The sequence below is a fragment of the Nitrospirota bacterium genome (assembly GCA_016194305.1).
Lineage (GTDB): Bacteria > Nitrospirota > Nitrospiria > JACQBW01 > JACQBW01 > JACQBW01.
Window position 1 is genome coordinate 25,917 of record JACQBW010000033.1, and the last position, 25,679, is coordinate 51,595.

The 25,679-nt window shown below is 46.1% G+C and carries 27 protein-coding genes; 11 read left to right on the plus strand and 16 right to left on the minus strand.

Going from position 1 to position 25,679, the window contains the following annotated elements; all coding sequences use genetic code 11:
• Positions 1-6: 6 nt before the first annotated feature.
• From HY200_09730 to HY200_09760, 7 genes are all read right to left on the minus strand, one after another.
• Positions 7-1,161, minus strand: coding sequence for a glycosyltransferase family 4 protein (locus tag HY200_09730; GenBank protein ID MBI3595224.1), 1,155 nt, complete (start codon positions 1,159-1,161; stop codon positions 7-9).
• A 1-nt stretch (position 1,162) separates the two neighbouring features.
• A complete protein-coding gene (locus HY200_09735; GenBank protein MBI3595225.1) occupies positions 1,163-2,197 on the minus strand; it encodes a glycosyltransferase family 2 protein in 1,035 nt (344 codons plus the stop codon).
• A gap of 109 nt (positions 2,198-2,306) precedes the next feature.
• Positions 2,307-2,813 carry a F0F1 ATP synthase subunit B gene (atpF, locus tag HY200_09740; protein ID MBI3595226.1) on the minus strand — a complete coding sequence of 169 codons (507 nt, stop codon included), beginning with the start codon at positions 2,811-2,813 and terminating at the stop codon, positions 2,307-2,309.
• A gap of 39 nt (positions 2,814-2,852) precedes the next feature.
• Complete coding sequence (gene atpE, locus HY200_09745) at positions 2,853-3,083, minus strand: ATP synthase F0 subunit C (protein MBI3595227.1); 231 nt, start codon at positions 3,081-3,083, stop codon at positions 2,853-2,855.
• A gap of 61 nt (positions 3,084-3,144) precedes the next feature.
• Positions 3,145-3,876, minus strand: coding sequence for a F0F1 ATP synthase subunit A (locus tag HY200_09750; GenBank protein MBI3595228.1), 732 nt, complete (start codon positions 3,874-3,876; stop codon positions 3,145-3,147).
• 5 nt (positions 3,877-3,881) lie between these two features.
• On the minus strand, positions 3,882-4,130 hold the full coding sequence (locus HY200_09755) for an AtpZ/AtpI family protein (protein MBI3595229.1): 249 nt from the start codon (positions 4,128-4,130) through the stop codon (positions 3,882-3,884).
• Between the two features lie 68 nt (positions 4,131-4,198).
• Positions 4,199-5,470: an MFS transporter gene (locus tag HY200_09760; GenBank protein ID MBI3595230.1), complete on the minus strand. Its 1,272-nt coding sequence runs from the start codon at positions 5,468-5,470 to the stop codon at positions 4,199-4,201.
• 69 nt (positions 5,471-5,539) lie between these two features.
• On the opposite strand from HY200_09760, the gene HY200_09765 reads away from it, so the two are divergent.
• From HY200_09765 to gltX, 4 genes are all read left to right on the plus strand, one after another.
• Positions 5,540-7,441, plus strand: a complete 1,902-nt coding sequence (locus tag HY200_09765; protein MBI3595231.1) for an ABC-F family ATP-binding cassette domain-containing protein — start codon at positions 5,540-5,542, stop codon at positions 7,439-7,441.
• Positions 7,442-7,639: 198 nt separating this feature from the next.
• A complete protein-coding gene (locus HY200_09770) occupies positions 7,640-7,795 on the plus strand; it encodes a transposase (protein MBI3595232.1) in 156 nt (51 codons plus the stop codon).
• Positions 7,750-9,666 carry a HAMP domain-containing protein gene (locus HY200_09775; protein ID MBI3595233.1) on the plus strand — a complete coding sequence of 639 codons (1,917 nt, stop codon included), beginning with the start codon at positions 7,750-7,752 and terminating at the stop codon, positions 9,664-9,666. The genes HY200_09770 and HY200_09775 overlap by 46 nt, the downstream gene beginning before the upstream one ends.
• Positions 9,667-9,768: 102 nt before the next feature.
• Complete coding sequence (gene gltX, locus HY200_09780) at positions 9,769-11,178, plus strand: glutamate--tRNA ligase (GenBank protein MBI3595234.1); 1,410 nt, start codon at positions 9,769-9,771, stop codon at positions 11,176-11,178.
• On the opposite strand, the gene HY200_09785 is transcribed toward gltX, so the two are convergent.
• Positions 11,167-12,318, minus strand: coding sequence for a cysteine desulfurase (locus HY200_09785; protein ID MBI3595235.1), 1,152 nt, complete (start codon positions 12,316-12,318; stop codon positions 11,167-11,169). The genes gltX and HY200_09785 overlap by 12 nt on opposite strands.
• A 101-nt stretch (positions 12,319-12,419) precedes the next feature.
• Between HY200_09785 and HY200_09790 the strand changes: the two genes are divergently transcribed.
• Genes HY200_09790 through HY200_09800 form a run of 3 tightly spaced genes read left to right on the plus strand, consistent with a single transcriptional unit; the run spans position 12,420 to position 13,365 of the window.
• Positions 12,420-12,728 carry a DsrE family protein gene (locus HY200_09790; protein ID MBI3595236.1) on the plus strand — a complete coding sequence of 103 codons (309 nt, stop codon included), beginning with the start codon at positions 12,420-12,422 and terminating at the stop codon, positions 12,726-12,728.
• A 28-nt stretch (positions 12,729-12,756) separates the two neighbouring features.
• Positions 12,757-13,098: a DsrE family protein gene (locus HY200_09795; GenBank protein MBI3595237.1), complete on the plus strand. Its 342-nt coding sequence runs from the start codon at positions 12,757-12,759 to the stop codon at positions 13,096-13,098.
• Positions 13,099-13,365, plus strand: a complete 267-nt coding sequence (locus HY200_09800; protein MBI3595238.1) for a hypothetical protein — start codon at positions 13,099-13,101, stop codon at positions 13,363-13,365.
• A gap of 29 nt (positions 13,366-13,394) precedes the next feature.
• Here HY200_09800 and iscX read toward each other — a convergent pair whose 3' ends face one another.
• From iscX to HY200_09840, 8 genes are all read right to left on the minus strand, one after another.
• Positions 13,395-13,601, minus strand: a complete 207-nt coding sequence (gene iscX / locus HY200_09805; protein MBI3595239.1) for a Fe-S cluster assembly protein IscX — start codon at positions 13,599-13,601, stop codon at positions 13,395-13,397.
• A 5-nt stretch (positions 13,602-13,606) separates the two neighbouring features.
• The gene (locus HY200_09810; protein ID MBI3595240.1) at positions 13,607-13,885 is read right to left on the minus strand and encodes a 2Fe-2S iron-sulfur cluster binding domain-containing protein; all 279 of its coding nucleotides are present in this window, start codon (positions 13,883-13,885) and stop codon (positions 13,607-13,609) included.
• Positions 13,886-13,976: 91 nt separating this feature from the next.
• Entirely contained in the window at positions 13,977-14,708 is a 732-nt protein-coding gene (gene hscB, locus HY200_09815) for a Fe-S protein assembly co-chaperone HscB (GenBank protein MBI3595241.1), read from the minus strand.
• A 3-nt stretch (positions 14,709-14,711) separates the two neighbouring features.
• Positions 14,712-15,122 carry a Fe-S cluster assembly scaffold IscU gene (iscU, locus tag HY200_09820; protein MBI3595242.1) on the minus strand — a complete coding sequence of 137 codons (411 nt, stop codon included), beginning with the start codon at positions 15,120-15,122 and terminating at the stop codon, positions 14,712-14,714.
• Positions 15,123-15,149: 27 nt separating this feature from the next.
• Positions 15,150-16,364, minus strand: a complete 1,215-nt coding sequence (locus tag HY200_09825) for an IscS subfamily cysteine desulfurase (GenBank protein ID MBI3595243.1) — start codon at positions 16,362-16,364, stop codon at positions 15,150-15,152.
• Positions 16,365-16,384: 20 nt separating this feature from the next.
• Positions 16,385-16,846 (minus strand): Rrf2 family transcriptional regulator, encoded by a 462-nt coding sequence (locus HY200_09830; GenBank protein MBI3595244.1) that lies wholly within the window; start codon positions 16,844-16,846, stop codon positions 16,385-16,387.
• Positions 16,847-16,983: 137 nt separating this feature from the next.
• A complete protein-coding gene (locus HY200_09835; GenBank protein MBI3595245.1) occupies positions 16,984-18,465 on the minus strand; it encodes an HD-GYP domain-containing protein in 1,482 nt (493 codons plus the stop codon).
• Positions 18,449-20,335, minus strand: a complete 1,887-nt coding sequence (locus HY200_09840) for a HEAT repeat domain-containing protein (protein ID MBI3595246.1) — start codon at positions 20,333-20,335, stop codon at positions 18,449-18,451. Before HY200_09840 ends, HY200_09835 begins: the two co-directional genes overlap by 17 nt.
• Positions 20,336-20,397: 62 nt before the next feature.
• Here HY200_09840 and HY200_09845 point away from each other — a divergent pair, with 62 nt between their 5' ends.
• From HY200_09845 to HY200_09860, 4 genes are all read left to right on the plus strand, one after another.
• Positions 20,398-22,152 carry a hypothetical protein gene (locus tag HY200_09845; protein MBI3595247.1) on the plus strand — a complete coding sequence of 585 codons (1,755 nt, stop codon included), beginning with the start codon at positions 20,398-20,400 and terminating at the stop codon, positions 22,150-22,152.
• A gap of 87 nt (positions 22,153-22,239) precedes the next feature.
• Positions 22,240-23,730, plus strand: coding sequence for a lysine--tRNA ligase (lysS, locus tag HY200_09850; protein ID MBI3595248.1), 1,491 nt, complete (start codon positions 22,240-22,242; stop codon positions 23,728-23,730).
• A 16-nt stretch (positions 23,731-23,746) separates the two neighbouring features.
• Complete coding sequence (locus HY200_09855; GenBank protein MBI3595249.1) at positions 23,747-24,991, plus strand: lipoprotein-releasing ABC transporter permease subunit; 1,245 nt, start codon at positions 23,747-23,749, stop codon at positions 24,989-24,991.
• Complete coding sequence (locus HY200_09860; protein ID MBI3595250.1) at positions 24,984-25,673, plus strand: ABC transporter ATP-binding protein; 690 nt, start codon at positions 24,984-24,986, stop codon at positions 25,671-25,673. The genes HY200_09855 and HY200_09860 overlap by 8 nt, the downstream gene beginning before the upstream one ends.
• The last annotated feature ends 6 nt before the right edge of the window (positions 25,674-25,679 follow it).

Genomic DNA, 25,679 nt, shown 5'->3' on the forward strand with positions numbered 1-25,679 from the left:
CTCCACTCATGCCCTCTTTTTCAGTAACTCCTGATAAACCACTCTGACTTTTTGAACCAATGGACCCCATCTAAAATGCTCTTCCACTTTTTTAAATCCATTCAGACCATACTCCTCCCGAAGCTCGGGATGGGACAGGAGAAACTTTATCTTTTCAGCGAGTTCGCCGACATGGCCCGGTTCAGCCAAAAGGCCATTTTTGTGGTTATCGACTAACACCCTGACTCCAGGCAAGGACGAAGCGACAACCGGCCGTGCGCAAGCCATCGCTTCGAGAAGGACAATGCCAAACGCTTCAGAACGATTGACAGAAGGGAGCACTGCTATATCGGCAAGATTATAATAATCTGGAAGTTCATCATCGGAAACCCCTTGGGCAAAAATAACCTGATTCGACAATCCTTCATTTTTTGCCGCGTTTCGGTAATGGGGAATCAGGTTTCCATTCCCGACGATTACTAATTTTATTTCTTTCATTTTCAGCTTTCCGACGGCTGAAATGAGCAGGGAGACGCCTTTAAAGTGATGGGCACGATCCAACCCTCCTACAAAGAGCAGGACTTTGTCATCCGAGGAAAATTTGAAGCGGGAAACCAGGCTGTCACTTTTTTTTCTCGGATGAAATCGGGAAGCAACCCCGTAAGGAATATGATATACCGGTTTCTCCCTTACGAAAGGAGCGATCAGGCTCGATTCTCCATACTCGCGGGTGGCAAAAATAACCCCATCGGCAGTGCTTGCCAGAAGAGGCAATATCGTCTTTCCATATCCCTTGAAAACAAGCTTCAGGATTCCAGATCCCAGGACATCCATATGATAGCTCAAAACGATTTTGGGCGACCGTACAAGAATCCATTTAAGAAAAAGGAGCCATTCGGCACCGCCAAAAAATGGATAATGAAGGTGAATCAGATCAAATGAGGAGAGCTTTAACAAGGCCTGTGGAACCAATGCTGCATTACCGTACTTGAACCAAGGGGTCAATCGATTAATTTTGAAACCTGCTGTTTGATCCGAAATCGTTCCTTTCCCTTCATAGTCGGGGGTAAAAATTTCATTCTCGTCTCCAAGAAGAGTCAGTCCCCTGGCATATTCGTTCGCGACATTTCCAATGCCACCTCGATAAGGGGGAAAAGTTGAAACAAGATGGGCTATTCTCATCCTACTCCTGTTCGCCGAAGGCAATGGTTCTGACTCCAACACCAAACCTGTTTAGCAACTGCCCGAATTCTTTTGAAGAGATCTTTCTTTTCACCTGTATTCTGAAACGTTCTTTCCGCATGACTGGAAACATCACCCATGCGCAATAAAAGGACCGGATCAGAATCATCCATCCGGAAATCAGGGAATTTCTTTGAGAAAACTGGCTTGCCATTCCCTTTCCTTTCAAAATGCCATAACCTTGCCACAGATATCGCTTTATCGAATACCACGGAGAAAGAATCAAATAAGGCCAGGGGTAATTCTTCATGATCACCCATCGCCTGTTTCTTTCCACCTGAAAAGCCTTGAAAGAAGAGGTTTCAGAGGAAGATTTGGAGAAATAATGATGAACAACGGCTCGAGGCGAATAGCGACATTGCCAGCCTGCAAGTCTCGCCCTAAATCCTAAATCCGTATCTTCACAATAGGCGAAAAAATGTTCGTCAAAATACCCGATTTCGTCTAGCATCTGCTTTTTGTAAAGGGCCGCGCACCCGCTGGGGAAAATCACCTCTGTTTCCTGATCAAACTGTCCTGTATCTCTTTGCATCCTTCCTCTTCCCCAGCTGATCCCGTCAGGATAGACAAGATGTCCCGTGTTGTCGATAATTTCTTCCTGGTCTCCCAGATAAATACGGGAAGCGACCATTCCGGTTTTATCATTAAACGAAGCCGATTCGACCAGGTTTCGAACCCAGTCCGGTTCGGCCCATGCGTCATTATTGAGTAGAAGAATGTATTCCCCACGGGAGGCGAGTATCCCGATGTTATTTCCGCGGGCAAATCCTTCATTTTTTGAATTGCGGATCCATTTTATTTTTTCTCCATAAATCGAACGTGTCGATTCATAGGATCCGTCTTCCGAATGATTGTCGACGACAATAATTTCAATCGAAGAATAGGATTGATTAAAAAGTGACTCCAGACATTTTTGAAGGGTTTCCTTGCCGTTCCAATTCACAACAATGACTGAAACAAAAGGGGGAATTGTCATTTCACCAATATATTCAAATTGGAATATTCATTCAATCTAAAGTTAAAAAAAAAGCCATGGGTGCAATCCATGGCTTTTATTTGAGAAACAAGTGAAAAATGATTCAGATCTACGGCTTGAAATTTCGAGAAGAGAGTTCAATGGCCTCTTCAATTAACCGGTAGTGATCCTCTTTATTTAAAGATTTTTGAATCAATTTCTCGGTCGTGGAAATCACCAGTTCGGCGGTCGCTTGTTTTACTTCTTTCATCAGCTTTATTTTTTCACGTTCCATCTCCTGGCGGGTCGATACAAGCATTCTTTCAGATTCTTCCCTGGCGCGCTTTTCACTCTCCTCCAGGATCTGCTGGCTCCTGACGCGCGCTTTTTCAAGAATCGCTTCGGCCTCTTTCTTCGACAGCTTTAACCGATTTTCATAGTCAGCCATCAATGTTTTCGCCTCACTCTGGAGCCTTTCTGCCTGTTCCAGGCTCTCCTTTATTTTCTTCTCTCGGATCTCAAGCATTTCCAAAATCGGAGGATAGGCATATTTTGAAAGGACATACCATAATATTCCGAAAGAAACGATTGACCAAAAAAGCAACGGCGTAAAAAAATGGGCATCAAACTGAGGCATATTCTTTTCCTTTTCCTTTAACGACTGTCGAACGGCGCCCTATTTTCTCAAACCCATGACAATAAACGCAATGACAAGTCCGTAAAGGGCAATGGCTTCGACCAGCGCAAATCCGATCCACATATATTTTCCGATCTTTGCTTCTGCCTGGGGCTGTCTGGCCACAGATTCAATCATCTTGCCAAAAATATAACCGATGCCAATCCCAGATCCCGCAAACCCTGCCGCTGCTATTCCCATGCCGATCAATGCTGCCGCTGATGAATCCATTTTGTTCTCCTTCTCTCTTTGAAATGAAATGTTAACCCCTCTAGACGATGCTATCGATGACTCAATGTTCCATTTTTATGGCGTCTCCTAAATAAACGGTAGTCAATATCGTAAAGATATAGGCTTGAATAAACGCAATACCCACTTCCAGCAGATTAATCGCAACGGAAAACCCGAAAGGAAGCCATCCGATCAGAAATCCGAGAGAAATAGCCATCCCTAATAAAACACCCAGGACGGTATGGCCAGCCGTCATATTTGCAAAAAGCCTGACTGCCAGGGAAACAGGCCTGGCAAGTTGACTCACGATTTCAATTGGAATCATCAGGGGAAGGAGCCAGCCGGGCGTTCCAGGAGGAATCAAAATATGGAGAAATCCGAATCCATGATACAGAAAACCAACCCCGATGCTGATCAAATAAACCAGCGCCGCAAATCCTGCTGTCACAATGAGCTGGCTAGTCACGGTATAGAATCCGGGAATGAGTCCCAGCAAGTTTGAAAAAAGAATAAAAAAGAAAAGGGTGGCCACAAACGGAACAAACTTCAATCCCTTTTCTCCCATATTTTCAAGCACCATGTTTCTTAGAAATTCCATTGCGATTTCAGCAAGATTCTGAAATTTTCCTGGAATGAGCCTGACGGATCTACCCGCCGCCATAAAAAAGAGTATCACCGAGGCGCTCACCAGCCACATCATTAACACCGCCTTATTGATGGAAATATCAAAAATCCCCAGATGAAGACTCAGAATATTATAAAGCTGAAAATGTTCTAATGGATTATGTTCCATGGCACCTATTCTTGTTTTTTTTCGGGATCTGCAGATTCCTCTTTTTGGAGCGCGGTCACAAATCGATATATATTTAAGAACCCTGCGGCCGCGCCCAGCAGGACCCCGCCTGTCAAAAACCAGGGTGAGGTATTGAAATATCGGTCGGCCGCATACCCCAAACCGGTTCCCAGCAGGGTCGCCGCAACCAATTCGACACCGATTCTGGCAGCATAAGAAAGGCCTTTATAAAAGGGATCTCCTTCTTTAACCACCCTGCCTCCGCCTGGTGAAATGTCCAGAAATAAAATCACGATAGTTAACCAAAAAATGGAAGGAAATGTCAAGAAAAAGAATCGGATTGGGAGGGTATTTTTTGATCAAATCGAACCCCTAACCAGAGAATTGTACCCAGGAAAGCGGCAGCAGCGGCTACCGTCAGAGCGATGTGCCAGCCATATCGTTCTCCCAGCCAAGGGGTTAGCGTGGGAGAAAGGGTTCCCCCTAAATTCGCCCCCATATTCATCAGTCCGGATAGCGCTCCGGAATGCTCCTTTGAGAGATCAATCGTACTCGACCAGAAAGCCCCGACGGTCCCGTAAAGGATCCCCGCGCCGAACGAAAGGAGAACAATGGCCCAGTACGGATTTGTCGTAATCGCTCCGGAATAAATCAAAAGCGAAGTCATCAACATTCCTCCCGCTCCGATGCCTCTTCTCCCTATATTCGGTCCATACCGCCTTGTCGCTCTGTCTGTCATCCAGCCTCCGAGAGGACAAAAAATGGCCATTGCCAGAAAGGGCGATGAAGCTAAAAAAGAACCTTTTAAGACCGTAAAGTGCCTTACATTGACCAGGTAGAGAAAGAACCATGAGAGATAAATATACGCGATATAACCGAGCATCGTGTAGCTGAGCGTCAGATACCATACCGACGGCATCTTAAGGAGAATACGAAACGACTTTTCATCGGATTTTTTGGCAGATTCCGAATCCGGATACGCAGAAGAAACAATCCATGCCAGTTCTTCATGATTAACGCCCGAATGTTGGCGAGGATCATCCCTTGCCATCAAGTACCACCCGGCTGCTACGATCAGACCGGCAGCCCCGGTCACATAAAAGGCCGCTTTCCATCCATATTGAGTCATCATCCACGCAACGGCCGGAGGCGTAATGGCCGAACCCAATCCGATTCCTCCAATTGCGACACCCATGCCGATTCCTCTCTCCGAACCGGGAAACCAGTTTGCCACTGTCCGGTTAAAATTGGGCAGCGCGGCGGCTTCTCCTGTTCCGATTAAAAAACGGATCACCATCAACGTGCCAAAGAGTCCTAAAAAGGAAACTAAAAAAAGACGGTCAGCCAATGCAGTTAGGATCGTAAAAATTGACCACCAGAGGAGAGCAAGCGTAAGCACAATTCGGGATCCCCAAATATCTCCCAGCCATCCCCCCGGGATTTGAAAGAGCGCATAACCCAAAACAAATGCGGAGAAAAGCGCTCCGATCTCGATCGAGGATATTCCCAATGCGGGCATCATTTCCTGGCCCGCCACAGAAATATTGACCCGGTCCACATAGGTAATAACGCTGATGATAAAAAGCCACGACAATATTTTCCAACGGACACCGCTTTTTTTATTTTTTACCATAATTCGAAGGAATCTGTTATTTTATATTTTATGACGAACGTCCTGGATGTCCAGAATCTGGATAAGAAATATGCCTATAAACCGGTTCTTGATCATGCCACCTTTACCATCGGAGAGCAAGAAAAAGTCGGGTTTGTGGGCCAAAATGGAAGCGGAAAGTCGACTCTGTTTAGAATTGTGGCCGCACTGGAGTCCAAAGATAGTGGCATCCTCTCCTTTAAAAAGGAGACCTCGTTGGGATATCTGGCCCAGGATCCGGTTCTCAATGCGGATCATACGATCGAGCAGGAACTCGAATCTGCACTTCATGCAATTTTAAAAGCGGTTCACCGGTTCGAAGAGATCAATCTCCTCCTCGCGAAGTCTCCCCGGAAAGCGGATTTGGACTGGCTCATCAGGGAACAAGAGGAAGTTTCACACTGGATTTCCCAGCACGGGGGATGGAATCTGGGACATCGCGTCGACGAGATCCTGCGCCATCTCAATATCCCTGACAAAAAGGAAAGGATCGGCAATTTATCCGGTGGGTTAAAAAAAAGAGTCGCCCTCGCGCGGCTGGTTCTGGAAGAACCTTCGCTCCTCCTGTTGGATGAACCGACCAATCACCTCGACGCCGATACGACCCAATGGCTTGAATCCTATCTGATCCGATACCCGGGAGCGGTGATGCTCATCACCCATGACCGCTATTTTCTAGACCGCGTCGTGACACGGATCATCGAAGTTGAAAATGGATCCCTGACTCCCTATCCGGGAAGTTACTCCATCTATGTGGAAAAGAAAGCGGAACGGCTTATTCATGAAGGACGGGCGCAGGGAAGGCTTGTCACCCTTCTAAGAACCGAAACCGCCTGGATTATGCGGGGCGCAAGGGCAAGAACCACCAAATCCAAATCAAGAATCGAACGGTATGGCGAGCTGCAAAAACAGATCAAAGGACCCCAGTCCGGAGGGTTACAGCTCGATTTTCAGAGCAATGCCCGTCTCGGCGACATTATTCTGGAATTGCAGTACCTCACCAAATCGTTTGGTTCAAAACTCCTCTTCAAGGATCTCCTTATATCGATCAAGAAAGGAGACCGGATCGGCATCATCGGGCCCAACGGATCAGGGAAGTCCACGCTTCTAAAGTTAATTCTCAAAGAAGAACTGCCGTCAGGCGGAAACATACTTTTGGGGAAAAATACCCGAATTTCTTATTTTGACCAGCATCGTGAATCGCTTGATCCGGACGCCAGAGTGGAGCTTGCCCTGGGCGAGGGCGCCTGGATCAAATCCGGTGAGGTGACCCAAACCCGAACCGCTTATCTGGAATCATTTCTCTTCTCCTTTTCCGATCAAAAGAAATTGATCCGAACCCTGTCAGGAGGAGAGAAGGCGCGTCTGATTTTGGCAAAACTGATGCTGGAAAACAGCAACTTCCTACTCCTCGACGAGCCCACCAATGATCTGGATATTCCGACTCTACAGCTTCTCGATGAAGCGCTGAACTCTTTCAAAGGATGTGTTCTTATGGTGACTCATGACCGCTATTTCCTGGATAAAGTGGCTACGGGGATCTTAAGTTTTGAATCAGACGGCTCCGTTCACTATATTGAAGGAAACTATGAAATCTATCTGAATTGGAAAACTCGAAAGGAAGTAATCAGGAAAAAGGAACCTAAAAAAGAGGATCCCCGGACGTCTCCGGCGCCTCTCAAGAAAAAGAAGGGACTGACCTTTAATGAACAGCAGGAGCTCAACGCGATCGAAAAAGAGATTGAAAAGATTGAAAGTCGAAAAAAGGAAATTATACGGCGGATGACCCAGCCCGCAGGTTCAAAGCACGCAGAACTCAACGAAATCGGAGAAGAATTTCGTAAAATTGAGAAACTCCTGAGTGAATGTGTTCTCAGGTGGGAGCATCTTGAAACCAAACGTACGGTGGAATAAGAGAGAATCAATTCGAAAAGCGGGTTCCTGAAAATATGTTATATTTAAATCAAGTATTCGGGATTTTTTAATAGAAAAGGGCTCAAGCTCCCGGAAAAATTCTAGAAAGCATCTGCATGGATCAAAAGATAAAATTTGGCCTCCGATTAAAATTTATAGCGATATTCTCACTTCTCTTCCTGATCCAGGGCGCCATCCTTGGAATTTTCTTCATGGTCCGGGAAAAGAGCTCACTCAAAGAGGATCTCAAAGAGCGGGGCATCTCTCTTTCAAAAAGCCTTGCATTTAACAGCGCTTACGGCGTCACGGTGGGAGATTCGGATGTTCTCATGGGATTTCTTCCCGGCGTGCTGAAGGAATCCGACGTCTCTTATGTGGCCATCCTGGACAAAGATGGAAAGGTCCTGGCCCACTCGCAAAAAGATCTTGTTGGAAAGACTGTCACAGATGATGCGGCAAGGATAAATGGTTCGGTTGAATCATCCGTAAATGAACTTACGAATGAAAGAGGGGAAGATCTCTACGAAATCGTTTCTCCGATCCGAAACCGAAGCACCGATGCCCTTATGGCTTCGCAAACAGGACAGGTCAATTCCATCGGTACCGTTAGAATTGGTCTTTCCACCCGAAATCTCAGTGAAAAGATCAGAACCGATCTTCTGCTCACTCTCCTCCTGACGGGTATGATCATTTTAATTGGAAGCTTTCTTGCCTTCATATATGTTAAATCGATTGTTCAGCCGATTGAAGAGATGGCGCTCCTGGCAACAAAAATTGCTGACGGGGATTTCACCCACTCGCTAAATGTGACTTCACGGGATGAAATCGGAGTTCTCGGTCAGGCTTTCATTAAAATGTCCGGAAGCCTGAACGCAATGATCAAAAATATCCGGGAAGTCACCCATAACCTTGCGTCCGCATCCGTACAGATGAAAAAACATTCTGAAACCGTAATGCAAGGAGCCAAAGCACAGGCCTCGAGTGGCGAAACAAGCTCTTCCTCTGTCGTACAAATGAACACGTCCATCCTGGAAATTACCAGCAATGTGGAAGGGCTTTCCCACTCCTCTGAGGCAACCTCCTCCTCAATCCTCCAGATGTCTGCGTCATTTGAAGAAGTCGCCAACACAACTATTCATATGGTTGATCGCGTGGATGAGACCTCCAGTTCCATTACCGAAATGGCCAGCGCTATAAAGGAGGTCGGTCAGAATGTCGAGCAGCTCTCGTTTTCAGCAGAAAAAACTGCGTCTGCGGTGCAAGAAATCAATCTCTCCGTGAAAGAGGTCGAAAGCCATGCCAAAGAATCGGCTTCCCTCTCTGAAAAAGTGTCACTCGATGCGGAAAAACTTGGAATGACTGCGGTTGAAAAAACAATTTATGGTATGAATCAGATCAAAGAGAGCGTTCTATCCTCCGTCACGGTGATCAATAAGCTGGGAGAACGTTCAGAACAGATCGGAAAAGTTCTCACGGTCATTGAACAGGTTACAAAACAGACCAATCTACTGGCCTTAAATGCCGCCATACTCGCGGCGCAGGCTGGCGAACAAGGAAAAGGGTTCGCGGTTGTTGCCGAAGAAATCAAGAATCTGGCAGATCAGACTTCCGGATCTACCCGGGAAATTTCACAGCTCATCAAGGACGTACAAAGAGAGGTTCAGGAAGCGATTCAGGCTTCCCAGTCAGGTTTCAGAACGGTTGAAACAGGTCTTCAATTGTCGCTTGCTGCCCGCGACGCGCTCAAGAAGATTCTGGACAGCTCCAGGCTTTCAAGTTCTATGTCGCAGAATATCGAAAAAGCGACGATCGAACAGACGGGACAGGTCAGTAAAATGAGAGAGGCCATGGAGCAGATCAATAAGATGATTCAGCAGATTTCCGCTGCGACCACACAGCAGAAGAAAGGAAGCGAACAAATACTGAGCAATACCGAAAAAATGCGGGATGCGACCCGCACCGTACAGCGATCTATGCAGGAACAGTCAAAAGGAAGCAAACAAATTACCGAAGCGGTGGAAAACGTCAATGAACGGGTGAAACAGATTTCAAGAGCCATTAAAGAGCAGAAAAAAGGAACCGAAATATTTATGGGTTCCATGGAAAGCATTCAGTCCACTTCATGGGACACTGTAAGCCTGGTTGAAGAAATGAACAAATCGATCCACCTCCTTTCCCAGCAGGCCGAAGTGCTAAAATCTGAAATGGAACGTTTTAAAATTTAATTATTCCCGTCGTCCCAAATCTCTCTTTCCTCTCCCCTTCCATTTGAGTTATGATAGGCTCTTACGATATTTATTTTTCCCATACCTGCAAAGGGATTTTTCATGTCTGATATTCGCGTTCGTTTTGCGCCCAGTCCTACCGGCCATTTGCACATCGGGGGTGTCAGAACCGCCCTGTTTAACTGGCTTTTTGCTCGCCACCACCAGGGCAGATTTATTTTAAGAATCGAAGATACCGATCAGGAGCGCTCTACAGACCAGTCAATTCAGGCAATCCTGGAAGGGATGAATTGGCTCGGTCTGGACTGGGATGAAGGACCTTTCCGCCAGACGGATCGCCTGCCTCTTTACCGTCAACATGCCGACCGTCTCCTTTCTGAAGGGAAAGCTTACCCTTGTTACTGTCTCCCCGAAGAGCTGGATGAGCGCAGAAAAGAGGCCATGAAAAAAGGAAAACCTCCAAAATACGACGGACGATGCCGGAATCTGAATCAGCCAGTGGAAGGGAGAAGACCGGCCCTGAGATTTAAGGCTCCTCTGGAAGGACAAACTGTTTTTCAGGATATGGTCAAAGGAAGAGTTAGTTTTGAAAATCAGCAATTGGATGATTTGATTATCGTGCGTTCAGACGGATGGCCGACCTATAACTTTTGCGTGGTCGTCGATGATGCTTTAATGAAGATTACCCATGTCATACGGGGAGACGACCATTTGAATAATACACCTCGACAGATTATTATGTTTCAGGCTTTTGGCTATGCCCTCCCCCGATTCGGACATGTCTCGATGATTCTCGGTTCAGATAAAGCGCGCCTGTCAAAACGGCACGGGGCGACTTCAATCATGGAATACAAGGCCATGGGATATCTCCCCGAAGCGATGATTAACTATCTCGTCCGTCTCGGGTGGTCCTATCAGGATCAGGAGATTTTTTCACTGCAGGACCTGATACACCATTTCTCAATGGATTCTGTGGGAAGTTCGGCCTCTATTTTCAATCCGGAAAAACTCCTCTGGCTCAATGCTCATTATATTAAACATGGTGAGCCCGAACGAATGGTTCGCCTCATGATGGATCAAATCGAAGCGCTCGGACTGATTGACCCGAAAGGAATTGATCCGGAACATTTAAAAGATACCTATTTCATCTTGAAGGAAAGATCTCGCGATTTGAATGAACTGGTTCGTACCGCCGTAGATTATTTCGTCGATAAAATCAAGATTGACCCGGAGGGAATGAAAAAACTGACACCCGACGCCCTTCCTGTTTTGAGAGAGGTCAAGGAAAGGCTTGCATCGATTCCCGTTGATCATGATCCTCTTGAGAAGATGATCAAAGAGGTGATGGAAACATACGGAAAAAAGATGGGTGAAATCGCTCAACCGCTTCGAATTGCGTTGACGGGAAAAACGGTGAGTCCGGGTATTTTTGAAGTTTTTCGCCTGCTCGGGAAAGAACGTTCGCTACTACGGATTGACCACGCCATACAGATTCTCTCATCAATGGCCTGACAATCGCTTGATCTCTTCGACTCCTTTTTGGATGATGCCAACTGATTCACGGATCTCTTCCAAGGTCGTCTTCCATCCTATTGTCAAAAGAAGAGTCCCCCGCGCCCGAGCCGCCGGAAATCCCAGAGCGGTTAAAATAGACGGGCTATTCAAATTGCCGGACAGGCAACTCGATCCCGTGGCAGCTGCGACACCGTTGGCCGACAAAAACAGGACCAAAGCCTCTCCTTCGATTCCTTTTAAGTGAAAACTGGCATGATATGGGAGACGATGAATCGGATCACCGGTTAACCGGGCATCCGGTATCCTTTTTTGAATCTCCTGAATAAGAACATCTCTCAATGCCTTGAAACTCTCCTGCCGTTTTTTCAGGTTTTCTCGGGCAATTTTTGCCGCAATGCCAAACCCAACGATTCCGGGAACATTTTCTAGCCCTCCTCTCTTCCCTTCTTCCTGATTTCCACCTTCGATCAAACGGTCAATCTTCATTCCTGTTTGAATATAAAGTGCTCCCACCCCTTTAGGACCATAAACCGACTGTGCAGAGAAGGTGTAATAGTGGACCCCCAATTCTCTCACATCGAGCGGCTGGGTGCCTGCCAGAGAAACCCCGTCCGAATGGACAAGGACTCCGGAATCCTTGATCCTTTCAACAATTTCTTTTATCGGCTGTATCGTGCCAATTTCACTCTGGGCATGATGAATTGTAATTAAAACAGTCTGTGGCAGAATCCCTTCCTGAACCTTCTCTGGAGCGACGCGGCCAACCGGATCAACGGGAAGGTAAGTGACTTTTCCTCCGTGTTTTTCCCAGTTTTTCAGGGGTTTCGTGATTGAAACGTGTTCTGTCGAACTGGTCAGAACATGATGACCCCTTTTCAGATAAGCAGAAGGGACCCCACGAATAACCCAGTTATTTCCTTCTGATCCGGATGAAGTAAAAAAGATCTCGTTTGATCTTGCTCCAATGAGTTGAGCGACCTCATTTCTTGCTTCTTCAATCGCCCTTTTTGCCTTTTTTCCGAGAGTATGGAGACTTTGCGGGTTGCCAAATTCGTTTGCGAGAAACGGAGCCATCCCCTCAAAAACTTCAGGAAGGAGAGGAGAACCATTCACATAATCAAGATAAATTTCATTCATCGGAACTATCCGTCATATCGGGTCATTATACCCGTCGTTTTGACTCGTTGACAACCAGGAAACGGCAGTGTTATTTTAAAGGAAGCTCCGGAGATCCTTAATTGAGAAAACTCGCGCTTGCCTTGACCACCCGTCCCGAAGACCCTTCTTCACGGACTACGATCAATTTGGCTAAAGCTGCACTGGAAAAAAAGATTGAAGTCTATCTCTATGTCACAGACGAAGGGGTCTACCACTTAACAGGCTCTCCCCTCTTCGATCTCGTTGCGCAAGGGGCAAAACTCTATGTGTGTGCCTATGGCTGCCAGTCCCGGAATCTTCCCTATGACGACCCCCGTGCCACCTACTGCGGATTGGTCATGCTGGGGAGCCTGATTGAAGGCACCGACCGGTTTATTTCCCTTAACTAGAATGCCCCTCTCGCCCGAAAAACATTCTTTGAAAATCGTGGTCCTGATCAAGACAAACCCATTTGAATCGCCCCGGGGCGTCGAAGCAATCCGAATGGCGCTTGGGCTGGGAAGCGGCGTTCACCAGGTGGAAATTATTCTGATGGGCGATGCACCTTATCTCCTCACGGAGGAACAGGAGAGGATTCTGGATTACGAGACGCTAGAGAAATATATTTCCAGTTTTGAAGATTCCGAAAAACCCTTTTATATTGAAGAGGCATTTTTAAAAAATCATCCCGATTTTGAAACTGTTTATCCATATGCATCGACCACGACAGAAATCATAGCCGATAAAATTTCAGCGGGAGAAAAATTTCTCATCTTCTAAATGGAAAATCAGCTACATATTCTTAAAAAAGAAATTGACGAAAAAGCCCAATTGATCATTCAAAACCTTTCAGAGCGATATCCCGACAAGATTCGAGTCGTTTTGATTCAAGAAGCGATCAGGGTGAAACCTATCTGGAAATGTCAAACTTTTTGCTTGATCGATGTCGCTTCTAGCTCCGTCCCTCAAATGGGAGAATGTGAAGAGATTGGTTATAGCCGGCTCGTCGATCTGATTTTTGAAGCGGATTCGGTTGTGACGTGGTAGGGGAATGAGGTAGAAACCGTTGAGAAGGACTATTTCTTTGCATCCTGGTATTCTTCGTGCCAGGTCATTTGAATCGCTTCCAGAATCTTTTCGTTCGATTTCTTCGGGTCTCCCGTAAATCCGTCAAGGGAGACAATCGACCGGTGCATATCGGTAAAACGGACAGTGAGCGGATCAGTGTCGGGATATTTTTCTACCAGACCGAGGGCGATATCTTCGATATTGCTCCAATCCATGTTTCTTACTCCCTCCGCGTACAATCAGGCAGTTCGACGGTGATGTCACCGTAGATTTTCGCCTGACATCCAAGCCGAGAATCGAGTGTCAGATTTTCGGCCATATCCAGCCGGTCATCCTCATCTTCGGATTTTGGACTCAGATGCTCCAGACCCGCCTTGATAATCACGTGACAGGTGGAACAGGCGCAGACCCCTCCGCAATTGTGCGGAAGGTCAACCCCGTAATTTTCGGCAACATCGAGGATACTTTCTCCTTCCTTGCCCGATGCTTCAATATTCATCGGAAGGAAGAGCACCTTGTAGGTTTTTTCTGTCCCCGCCGTTATTTCTTTATTTTTTTCGATTGAAGTTTCCATGATTCCGTCTATCTATTTAGATTGTTCTTTTGATGTCTTCAATAACATTGGAGAGATAAGTGCGCTGAGAAAGGACATTTCTCAATTCCAGTAGGAGATTTTTTCTTTCGACAGACTTTGCCTGGTCCTTTGCGGGAATGTGATCCCATTTCACGGAAAGCTCCTGAATCTGATCTTCGATCTTCTGAAACCGTCCCTGAAGTACGATGAGTTCGGCACCCAAATAGGTTTTTATCTTTTTCTCTTCGGAAGGATCATCTCCTTTTTTCAAATGATGGATTTCTTCAAGCTTTGAATGAAGGTCGAGAACCTCTTCAAGAAGGTCAGGCGGAACTTGACAGCGAATGCCCTCCGCGTCTCCCAATTCTAGCTGAAAGAGGTATTCTATTTTTGAAATAGGATCCCGGAGCGTCCGATAGGCCTGGTTTAGCGCTGAAGCATTTTCAAGACTTAATTCCTGCTCTTTGGGCGATTTGCCTTGATAAAAATCGGGATGAAATTTTCGGCTCAAAGCATGAAACTGATTTTCAACCTTTTGAGAATCAAACTGGAGTTTCCTTGCCATCCCAAGCAATGAAAAATAATCCAGCAAAGAAGGAATCGGTTGAATTTTACCGCATCGGGTGCAAAAAAACTTCTCCACTTTTCCGAGGCAATCCCAGCATCCGGGCGCCGTTGAAAGAAGCGAATCCTCGCTTCTGACCGCTTCGCTGATCACCTCTCCCCCCCGACTCATCTCTTTTGCCATTCCTTATTTCGTTTCCGCACCGACCGAATTCTTCTCCTGTGCTTTCTTTTGGTAATCCGCCAGAGCCGCTTTGATGGCATCTTCAGCCAAGACAGAGCAATGGATCTTGACCGGAGGAAGATTGAGTTCGTTCACAATTTCGGTGTTTTTGATTTTCAAAGCATCTTCGATCGTTTTTCCTTTAACCCATTCAGTAGCCAGACTGGAGCTCGCAATGGCGCTTCCACAGCCAAATGTCTTAAACCGGGCATCTTCAATGATCCCATCTTCATTAACCTTGATCTGGAGTTTCATCACATCGCCGCATTCAGGAGCCCCGACGATTCCGGTGCCGACATTCTTGTCACTCTTGTCAAAACTTCCCAAATTTCTAGGATTATTATAATGATCAACGACCTTTTCGCTATATGACATTTCTAAACACTCCTTTCCAAAACAGAATTAATGTTGAGTCCATTGAACCTTTGAAAGATCAACCCCTTCTAATGCCATTTCATATAACGGGGACATTCCCCTTAACCGCTTTACTGCCTGAACGGTTCTATTAAGCACCTCTTCCACCTCTGCGTCGGTATTGAACCGGCCGATACCAAATCGAATTGACGAGTGGGCGAGATCGTGCCCCACCCCGAGCGCGCGTAACACATAGGAAGGTTCCAGCGTCGCAGTAGTGCAAGCTGATCCGGAAGAGAGGGCGATTTTATTCAGACCCATCAGGAGAGATTCGCCTTCGACATAGGCAAAACTGATATTCAGATTGTTCGGGATCCGTTCCGTGGGATGACCATTTAAACTGACATAGTCCAAAGCACCCATAATGCCATCCTGAAGCTTATCCCGCATTTTTTTAATCCGGACTGATTCTTCGGACATCACGTCAGCGCAAATCTGACAGGCTTTCGCAAAACCGACTATGCCCGGAACATTCAGTGTTCCGGACCGCATCCCTCTTTCGTGCCCACCGCCGTCCATTTGGGGAGCAAGACGGACTCTTGGATTTTTTCTTCTGACATAGAGGGCTCCAATCCCTTTGGGACCGTAAATTTTATGGGCGGTAAAAGACAGCAGATCAATCTTCATCGCTTCCACGTCGACCGGGATCTTTCCAACCCCCTGGGTCGCATCGCAATGAAACAGGATTCCTTTCTCTTTGGCAATTTTTCCGATCTCGGCCACCGGGTTAATAGTCCCAATCTCATTGTTGACCATCATCACTGAAATCAAGATCGTCTTGTCCGTGATCGCCTTACGAATCTCCTCGGGCTGAACCACGCCATAGGAATCGACTGGGACATAGGTCACCTTCATTCCTGATTTTTCGAGTTTCCTGGCCGTATCGAGTACCGATCGGTGCTCGGTCATCGAGGTAATGATATGATCCCCTTTTTCACGGTACATCTCGACCACCCCTTTCAAAGCCAGGTTGTTCGATTCTGTCGCCCCACTCGTAAAGACGATCTCTTTCGGATCCGCATGAATGAGGGAGGCGATCTCCGCCCGGGAAACCTCCACCGCTTTTTCAGCCTCCCAACCAAAAACATGGTTTCGGCTCGCCGCATTTCCAAATTTCTGCGTAAAATAAGGAATCATTGCTTCCAGCACCCTTGGATCAACTGGGGTAGTCGAATGATTATCCATAAATATCGGGTTTTCCAAATCCATGATTCAATACTCCTTTATTGAATAAGAATGTTCTGCAGTTGCGCGTGCACGGGTAAATTTTCTCTATTGATAGTTTCCTGGTGCATCTGTTCCAGCGAGATGCCTTTTAATAGATCAATTATTTTTATCTGGATGACCCCCATCGGCGTCCTGATATTGCAATGGGCCTTCTGGGAACAAAAATTGTTTTCATCGTGGTAACATTCAGCTATGCCAATGGGTCCTTCAATTGCTTCAATCACTTCACCGATTGAAATGTCGGCAGGATCTTTAGCTAAAAGATAGCCCCCTTTTGGCCCGTTATGGCTGATCACAAGACCTTTTTTGGCCAATTTTTGGAGAATTTTAGCTAAAAGCTCAAGCGGGATATGGTATTTTTCAGCAATCGCCTTGGTATTGACAACCTGGTCATTTTCCATAGCGATATAATGCATGGCAATCAGGGCGTAATCGGTTTTTTTCGATAGTTTTAACATATATCGATGACCTCTTGATAGATTTTACGGTGCGTTTATATCCGACCACTTTAGATTGAGACTAATTCAGTCGTATATAAATTTACACCATTGATGAATCGGTGTCAAGAGAAATTCGGGAGGATTTTGTGGACAAATCAGATAAAATAACGGCTGACATCCACTTTATATTTGTGGGGGTCAATGGTACGGAGAATACTTCTTTTGAAATCTCTCGCTCCGGTCAGGGTCTCGCTGAGATCAACGACCTCACCATCAATCATCTCCTGGCCCGATTTGGTTACAATAATCTTCACTTTAGGACGGTCCCCTTTATCCGAGTCCGGATGAGTTTGAACAACGACGGCGATTTCGCTCGTATCGAGCAGGACGAGTGTTCCGATCGGAAAAGATCCAATACAGTTCACAAACACTTTGATCAACACCGGATCAAACGCGGTTCCACTCTTCTTAAGCATCAGCTGGAGCGCCCTGTCAGGCGGGATCGGAATCCGGTTATAGACACGGGATGAAGTCATCGCGTCATAACAATCGGCGGTTGAAATGATTCTTCCAAAGAGCGACAACTTTCTTTTTTCCGCCAATTTAGGATATCCGGAATTATCGTAGTTAAGGTGGTGTTCAAAGGAACCGTACATCGTTTTAATGGCCAGTTCATTCAAACCTTTCATTTTCAAGATATTTCTGACTCCGAGAATCGGATGGCGGCGAATGATTTTCCACTCCTCATCATCAAAATCTGTCGGCTTATTGAGAAGGTCGACGGGAACATTTGCTTTTCCGATATCATGAAATAAAGAAGCCATTCCGAGATTAGACAATTCAATCTTGTCATACCCCAATCTTTGACCCATGCCCAGGCTCAGGATACAAACATTGACCGAATGATGGTAGGTATATTCATCGTAACATCTCAAATTCGTCAATCCAAGAAGGACCGATTCCTCCTGCAGGATCAGGTCGACCATCGATTGGACCAACCGCTTTGTCCTTTTCATGCTGACCGCCTGATTCAGCTTGGCGCTTTCCATCACCTGATTGACCGCCGAGACGGTGTTCATATAGGTTTTTTTGGCAAATTCCTTGCTTCCTTTATGGACATTCGAGGAGAGGTCAATCCCTTTTTTCTCAATATATTCTTCAATTTTTATCGATTCTAGCGGAAACTTTTCAAGAGAACTCTGAAAGGTTTGAAATGGTTCGGGATCTGACTTAATATCGACGCTGTTAAAAAGAACGATAAAATTTCTAAGATCCTGACCGGTAACCGTTTTTAAAAAATTAATCTTACCGATTTTTCTTTGCGCCAGGGCATCCATAAAATTAGAAAAGGATGAAAACGTTTCAATGTCCATCTTGAGCTTTTCTTCATTCAAAAAAAGAGTGTCCCGTTCCCGGGCGATGGTCATCGAATCGTCGTGAGCAAAACAAAGTTCAAGAACACTCATCAGATTCGATACAGGACTGTCGAAAGAAGAATTCTGAACCTGATGAATTTGAGCCATCTTCAGCAATATATTCATCTGAATAACAAATCGTTTACCGAAGTTCAGGAGTTCGACGTCGGCGGTCCTGGGAGGCGCCGGCTCATTTTTATCGATGTCAGTGTTTGAGCTCATGCGTTTCCTTCAACTCCTTTTTCTCTTTTGATTTTTGAATTTCATAGAGTGCTTTTGTGGCGAAATCCGCGACCATTTTATAAGGGTGCTTTTTGGCTTCGGTTAAAAGTACGATTGCCTCGGGGCTTTCCATGTGCCGCAGAGCATAAAGCGCACAGATGGCCTGCTCTTCTTTCAGACTCCGTTTGAGAAACGACAAAAAGGTCGGCTTCAATCGCTCTCTCAACATGGGCAAAAGGTCTTCTTTTCCCAACCTTCCGAGTGCACTGAAGGTCAGGTACCGTTCCTCGGAATCCCGGGCTTCAAATTCATTTCCCGCAATGATTTTAATCAACAAAGGGAGACCCTTTTCGTGCCGGTTAGTCTGAATGATTTGCAAAACCTGTTTTCGAATGCCCATATCATGATCGTTCAGGAAGTACAGAATCATGTCGCGGGCTTTTTCGTTTTCTTTTCCAATAAGCATCAGCGAATAAACAATCTCCTTGCGAACTCTTTCATCCGGGTAATTAATCAATTTTCTCAAGGAATCCACCGCCTGAGAACTTCCAATCTGCCCGATCACCTGAACCAGGTTTCGGACCACATACCAGGGGCTCCCCTGCAATCGATTAAGAATCGGGGTAATCTCCTTTTTTCCCATGTCCACCAGAATGTCGGAGATCAATTTCCGGGTTTTTCTGACTTTCGCCTTGCTCAATATATCGATAATGGAATGAACTGCGGAAGAATTCAAAATTTTTAAATATTCACCCAGAGCCGAAAGGTTCTTTTCGTCCATGGTATTTAAATGGGGTTCAATTTTACTTAAATAGTCCGTTTTTCCGAGGGAAACGATCGCATCGTTGAGAATGGCGAGCTTGACGTCGGGCAATGGAGGAATCTGTTCTTTCAATGAATTGAACAACCGCGCTATTTTTTCGATCTGAACCATATCCCCCGCCTCGATCATTTGTACCGAGTTTTGTACAAGCAATTCGACCACTTCTTTAAACAGGGGCTCTTCTTTTTCAACCTGGAGAACTGCGTAAACGATTTGAATCAATTCTGAAATCAAATCCTTTTCCGTTTCGAGTTTCATCTCATTCTTAATTGAAAATATCTCATCCTCCGTCAGCCTGAAAACCTGGTGAAATCGAAATTTACCTGTCTGTTCATCCGCAAGCGAAGCCTCTTTTTTCGCCAATTCCTTCTGTTGAACCAGTTCCGCCTGGACCATGCTGTTAAATCCTTCTTTTGCTTCGGGTTCAGAAATCTGGATCACCTGATCTGCATCGCTGAAATAGTCTTCAATAATCTGGAACTTGATATGATGGAATTTCTTTTCCCACAGCAGTGTAACCAGATCGTCATCCGGACGTTCCGCGTCATAACTCTTTCCCAAAACATCCAAGAAACTTCCCGATTCTTCCTCGGTAATTCCTTCCAGCAGAGTCATTTTCCGGACACCGTCGACAAATAATTTGAATGCCAGACTATCCAGGCGATTGATATTTTCGTAAATAATTTGGTCGTGATAGATTAATGTATATTGACCGACAGTCAAAACAGATTCCCCATAGGTCTTTAAATGAAGTTCGAGTTTGCTGTAAAATTCTTTTAAAAAGCGTTGATGCAGCGGATTATTGGCGAGATAAATTTTGAGATTTTTTAATGCCTTGATCAGGACTTTGAAGACCTCATGAAGCGAAGAGATCTCCTGTGCCAGAGAAATGTCGTCAGTTTCTCCTTTGAGCGTCAATGAAGCTGTTCCAGGCTGTTTTTTTTGATCTTCGTTCACATTAAAAAGTCTACCGCCTGCGATGATTTTTGTCAAAGCGGCTTCAATCGACAAAGTCTTGATATTGTGAAGGGAAAAATAGATAATCATCCTTTAAAATCGAGACTTTCCGAGGTCTTCCCTTGTCCGACAGATTGAAAGTTTTTTCCAAAATGAGACTATTTTACCGCATCGCCCTTTTATTGCTTATCCTGCTGTTCGAGACACCTGTTTCAAGCTTGGGAAAGGCCGGCGTTAACATTCCCACAGAACCAGCCGCTGGCTCCGGCTCTCCAAAGGCAGGGACCAACTGGATTTCGGCAACCCATTCTCTCACCCGTGTCATTTGGTCCGAATTCCAGTTTATCGCGGTAGGAGACCGGGGGACCATTCGGACATCCCGAGACGGGAAGAACTGGATCACCCAAAAATCAGGTACGACGAAATCACTGGTGGGAATTACCCACTTTCAAAATCGAAACATTGCTGTGGGAGGCGGCGGTACGATTCTTTCTTCGCTGGATGGAATAAGTTGGAGGAATCAGGATTCGGGTATATCCGAAGACCTCATTGCAATCGGAGGCTCGAACGAACTGCTCGTCGTGGCGGGGACTTCGGGCACGATTTTGACCTCTCCCGACGGAACGATCTGGACAAAAAGGATCTCCCCGGTTTCCAATAGCTATTTTGATATCATCTGGACCGGATCCCGATTTGTGATCGCGGGCAGTTCAGGGTCGGTATTGACCTCTTCTGACGGCATCAAATGGACATCACAAAATACAGGAACGGTTCGTCATCTCTATCAATTATCCTGGTCGGGTTCCCAACTGATCGCCGTAGGTCAAGGGGGCACAATCATCTCCTCCCCGGATGGAACGCTCTGGAAAGAAACCAGTTCCGGGACATTGTTCGAATTGAATGGAATAGTCTGGAACGGTTCTCAATTTATCGCGGTCGGGTATGGCGGAACGATCTTAACCTCTCCGGATGGTGTGGTCTGGACACAAAGAGCTTCCGGGACCCATTTTTTCCTAATCGGAATTACCTGGTCCGGTGAAAAATTTGTGTCGGTAGGCCTCTCCGGTGTGATATTGACTTCTCGGGACGGAGTCGACTGGAATAAAGAGCGCGAATGGATGGTCACCTGGCTACATGGCGCTGTCTGGACAGGAAGCCAATTCATTGTTGTTGGAAACTGGGGTCTGATCTTTACGTCTCCAGACGGCATCACCTGGACGCCCCGTTTTTCAGGAACTTCGAACTTTCTCCAGAATATCACCGGATCGGGGATTAAACTGGTCGCCGTTGGAATCTCCGGCACACTCCTCTATTCAATGAACGGCATTTCCTGGACTCCAAGTGCTCCAGAAAATTCCAATACTCTCCTCGGTGCAACCTGGTCCGGAACTCAATTTGTCGCTGTGGGGTATCAGGGAACCATACTTACTTCTCCCGATGGCATCACCTGGAAGAAGAGAGCCTCCGGAACAACCAACAACCTTTTTTGCGTAACCTGGCAGGGGCATGAATTCCTCGCGTCGGGATATAACGGTACCATTCTCGCTTCCCCAGACGGTATGACCTGGACTTCCAGACTTCCGCCCACTTCTCAGACTCTTCTCGGCCTGGCCTGGTCCGGAAGTCAGTGGGTTGCAGTGGGTACTTCAGGAACTATTCTGAATTCTATTGACGGAGTTCGCTGGACCATTCAGGAATCTGGCACTCTCAGCAGGCTCAACGCCATCGCCTGGTCCGGAAATATTTTCACTGCGGTTGGAGAAAGTGGTACGATCTTGACGTCAGACGACGGGAAGCAATGGACAAGACGAATTTCAGGCACGTTGGATCATCTCTCTGCTGTGATCTGGAACGAAAAATCATTCTTGGTCGTGGGAGACAACGGAGCGATCCTCTCCTCCCCGTAAAATAAGAAATAGAATAATCACCCTTACCATGTTATGATTCAGTGTTTTTTATGGAATTTTTTGCGAACAATTTCTTGGACAAAATGAATGGATGAACAAAACGAACTGAGTGACCAGGTTGCCCAGCGTCTAAATAAAGTTACGAAGTTAAATGAATTGGGCGTTCCCCCTTTTGGAACATCCTTTAAGGTGGGCACTTCGATCAAGAAATTAATTTCGGACTACGACGGATATAGTCGGGATGAACTCCATGAAAAACAACTCCGGACAACCATCGCAGGTCGAATTATGACTTCCAGACGATTTGGAAAAGCGGCGTTTTCCCATATACAAGATCATTCCGGAAAAATTCAGGTTTATTTCAAAAAAGATGTTCTCGGGGATACCCAGTTTCAGGTATTCGAGCTTATCGATCTTGGAGATATTATCGGAGTCGAAGGAACTTTGTTTCGCACCAAGACAGATGAACTGACTATTGAGGTTAAAAAGTTATCGTTCCTGACAAAATCCTTGCGTCCTCTGCCTGAGAAATGGCATGGTCTTACGGATGTCGAAATTCGTTACCGTCAGCGTTATCTCGATCTGATCGTCAATCCAGAAGTCAAAGAAACCTTCCTGAAACGGGTCAGAGTGATTGACCTGGTCAGGCAATATTTAAATCAAAGGGGATTTATTGAAGTTGAAACGCCGATGATGCAGGCAAAAGCAGGCGGAGCCGCCGCGAAACCATTCGTCACACATCATCATGCCCTGAATATTCCCCTTTTTCTCCGTATTGCTCCCGAACTCTATTTGAAGCGGCTGATCGTGGGCGGGTTCGATCGGGTATATGAGATCAACCGAAATTTCAGGAATGAAGGAATCTCCACGACGCACAATCCAGAATTTACCATGCTGGAATTCTACATGGCTTATGCCGACTATCAGGATTTGATGCTCCTCACGGAAGATTTGATTTCCAAAATCGCATTGGAGATCCTGGGCACATTGAAATTCCGGTACGACAATACGGAAATTGATTTAACGACACCCTGGAAAAGAATCTCATACTATGAAGGATTATCCGCCTACACCTCTTTCAAGGCGGATATGGCTGATGACCGAAGTGCAATTATTCGTTTGGCTAAAGAAAATCAGGTAAGGCTCGATGAAAATCTTTCTACTCCAAAGATACTCAATGAAATTTTTGAGACCATAGTCGAACCGCATCTTACACAACCGACTTTCATCGTCGACTTTCCAACCGCGATCTCTCCCCTCGCCAAAAGGAAGGAGGAGGATCCCGCTCTGACTGAACGGTTTGAGCTCTTCGTTGTTTCTCGCGAAATCGCGAACGCTTTCTCCGAATTAAACGATCCTGTGGATCAACGTAAAAGATTTGAAACACAAATGACTCTCAAAGAAGCCGGTGACGCGGAAGCCCACGACGTCGACGAAGATTTCCTGCGCGCACTGGAACATGGCATGCCTCCTACTGCGGGTGAAGGAATTGGGATCGACCGGCTGGTCATGCTCCTGACTCAGTCGGCCTCGATCCGGGATGTCATTCTCTTCCCCCAGATGAAACCGGAAAAATAGGAGTCTGAGCCCGCACGTGAATCTTCCCTATGAGTTTCAGATTAGTCTCCGTTATCTGTTGGCTAAAAAAAAACACAAAACAATCTCTCTCAATACTTTTATATCTATTGCCGGGATCACTCTCGGAACAGCGGCCCTGATTGCCACGCTTGCTGTAATGACCGGATTTAAAGAAGATCTCCGGGAAAAGATTCTCGGAACCAACTCCCATATCGTCATCACCGATCGATTAAAGGATTCAATACCCGATTATCCCAGTCTTTTGAACGAGGTCAATCAGACACCGCATGTGATTGCATCGACGCCATTCATCTACAATCAGGTCCTCCTCAGTTCCGACGCCAATGTGCATGGTGTCGTTTTGCGCGGCATTCATTCCCGGACCGAGGGCGCGATCACGGATATCCACAAAAATTTGATTGAAGGATCACTCGGCGACCTCGATATCGATCATCCTGGGGAAAATAAGGTCATGGTCCCGTCCATTATTATCGGCAGGGAACTGGCCCTGAAACTGGGTGTATTCACCGGCAACCGGATCAATGTCATTTCTCCGGTTGGAGAAGCCGGGCCGTTTGGACTCATCCCCCGGATGAAGAGATTCCAGGTCGTTGGGATATTTGACTCCGGATTCTATGAATATGATTCGTCACTTGCCTATATCTCAATCAAGAACGCGCAGGAATTCTTTAAAATGGGAGATACGGTCTCCGGCATTGAAGTCAGGGTAGACGATTACTTTCAGGCGGGTAAAATCGCAAAGGATATTGAAACTAAAATAGGAATCTCTTATTCCGCCCGGGATTGGATGCGTCTAAACAAGAATCTCTTCTCGGCTCTCCAGCTTGAAAAGGGTGTCATGTTTATTATCCTGGTGTTGATCATCCTTGTCGCTTCTTTTAATATCATCGGGATATTGACCATGATGGTCGTTGAAAAAAAATCTGAGATTGCAATTCTAAAAGCAATGGGGGCTACGCGAAGAAGCATTATGGCAATTTTTATGCTGGAAGGGATTACGATCGGTGTCCTTGGAACTCTGATCGGTATTCCACTGGGATACGGGATTTGCGAATTGATTCCGATGGTTTATACACTTCCCAGCGATGTCTACTACATCAGTCACATTCCCGTGAAAGTCAAGGCACTGGATATTTTTTGGGTCTCTTTTTCGGCAATCTTAATCAGTTTTGGCGCAACGCTTTATCCCTCTCTCCAGGCGGGAAAACTTAAACCGGTCGAAGCGCTTCGGTATGAATAGTCCCTCACCCGTTCTCCTGGAAATTAAAAACCTGAGCAAATCATTTATTTTGAATCACCGGGAAATCGAAGTTCTCCGGGGAATAAATCTGAACGTTGCAAAAGGGGAATTTCTCTCAATTATCGGAGCTTCCGGAGTGGGGAAAAGTACCTTTCTCCATCTATTGGGCGCTCTCGATTCGCCAACCCGCGGAGAAATTCTCTTTGAAGGAACCAAACTCTCACAATTGGGAGAGTCCTCTCTTGCAGAATTTCGAAATAAACAGGTCGGTTTTGTTTTCCAGTTTCATCATCTTCTCCCTGAATTTACCGCGCTTGAAAATGCCGCCATGCCGGGCCTCATTCGAGGCATTTCAAAGAAAGAGTCTCTACAAATGGCAAAAAAGATTTTGGAGGAGGTTGGCTTAGGTCATCGAACCGATCATAAGCCGGGAGAGCTATCGGGAGGCGAGCAGCAAAGGGTCGCCGTAGCCAGAGCACTGTTACTGAGTCCCTCTCTTGTACTTGCAGATGAACCGACCGGGAATCTCGATTCCCGGACGAGTATGGAAATTTTTAAATTACTTAGAAAATTAAATCAGGATAAGAAGATCACCTTTATTCTGGTCACCCATAATGAAAAGATCGCCGTTCAGGGAGATCGGTTACTGGAAATGGTCGATGGCACGATCAAGGTATCCTGACTTCAC